Below are 1,603 nucleotides of genomic sequence, written 5' to 3'. Positions count from 1 at the left end.
ACGGCTGGACGAACGCGGCATCAAGCACAGCGGACCCAAGGACCGGGGGTTCATGGATTCGATCTATTTCACCGATCCGATGGGGTTCCTGATCGAACTGGCCAGCTACCGCTTCGAACCGCCGCAGGGCGCGAGCTATGCCGACGTGATGATCACGGCGCACCGAATCCGGGTGGCGCGGGGCGATCACCATATCGACAAGATCCATCTGGCCGATGCGATCGAGGAACTGGTGCAGCGCCGACAGGACAGCCTGAGCGCCGACCGGGGTCCGAAGAACCCCTATTGAGCCGCAGCCCGATCGTTCGGAATTGAATCCAATGCCCGGCAAACAACCGGGCATTGGCCGCTGCAGGTGAGTTTTCCTTAAACCACCCGGCCCAGAATAGCCCTGCATCGTGGGGATGCATGGTCAGTGGGTGCAGCTTGGGACAGATCATCCTTGTCGAGACGTTCGGCTCCGGCCTGTTGCCGTTTGGCGCGGATATCCATGAGCTGACGCTGCAGACCGGCGCCGGCGGACTGGTGTTGCAGGGCGTCGCGGGCGAGGCGACGACGGCGCGGATCGTGCAGATCGAACTTGACGGCGGGGCCAGCTTTCAAGGCAATACCTTTCTGGGCCCGTCGCATGACGGCTTCGTTCTCGCCGAGTTCGGGGCGCGCGATTACCACCTTTCGGCCAGTCTGATCGCGGCGGACCTTACCGCGCCCTACGGCGAAACCGGTCAGGCCTTTTGCCTGAGCGATCTGAACAGCGGCTTTGCCGGCGACAGCCTCCGGCTGGTCGGTGCGTCTTCGGGCACGGGGCAGTTCGTCGTGGCGGCCCAGCCCGGCGGTGCGGGACTGAGCGTCGCGTCGGTGTCGGGCGGCGCGCTGTCGGCCTTCACCGCCCTGCCCGATGAGGGTGAGGGCCGGATCTCCGATCTGGCGACCGTCTGGATGGGGGGACAGACCTGGGTGCTGGCGGCCTCTGACGGGAATGACAGCGTGATCAGCTATGCGATGTCACCGGCAGGGACGCTCTCCTACACGGCGGAATTCGGCGCGGCGGAGGGCTTGGGGATCGGCGATGCGGTCGCGGTCCGGGCGGTGACCGTGGATGGGCAAGCCTATGCGCTGGTCGCGGGGGCGGAAAGTTCGTCGATCTCGGTGCTGTCGCTGGAGCCCGACGGCAGCTTTCGCGCGGTTGACCACGTGATCGACAGTCTGGACACGCGGTTCTCGGGGATCGTGCACCTTGAAACGATCGAATCCGGTGGCATCACCTTTGTCGTGGCGGCGGGCAGCGACGACGGGTTTTCGCTGTTCCGGTTCCGGCCCGACGGAAAACTGCTGCATCTGGGGTCTTATGCCGACACCGCCCAGACGGTGCTGGACAACCCGGCAGCCTTGGCGCTGGCGGTGGATCAGGGCGCGCTGCATATTGCGGTCGCCTCCGCCACCGAGGCCGGCATCTCGCATTTCAGCTACGATCTTTCAAGGCAGGGCGGCACGCTTTCGGGCGGTGCGGGGGCTGATGCGATCAGCGGCACCGGTCTTGACGACATGATCCTTGGCGCGGGCGGCGACGACGTTCTTTCGGGCAAGGCGGGCAACGATGTTC

2 pseudogenes are annotated in these 1,603 nt (G+C 65.4%); both read left to right on the top strand.

Going from position 1 to position 1,603, the window contains the following annotated elements:
* A pseudogene (locus WBB85_RS02950) lies at positions 1 to 289 on the top strand (VOC family protein); the annotation flags it as partial.
* A 137-nt stretch (positions 290 to 426) separates the two neighbouring features.
* Positions 427 to 1,603, top strand: a pseudogene (locus WBB85_RS02945) (hypothetical protein); the annotation flags it as partial.

This window comes from Albidovulum sp., from assembly GCF_049646345.1.
Taxonomy (GTDB): Bacteria; Pseudomonadota; Alphaproteobacteria; order Rhodobacterales; family Rhodobacteraceae; genus Albidovulum.
The sequence above is the reverse complement of the archived record's forward strand: the minus strand, read 5'-3'. Positions and strand labels throughout refer to the sequence as shown.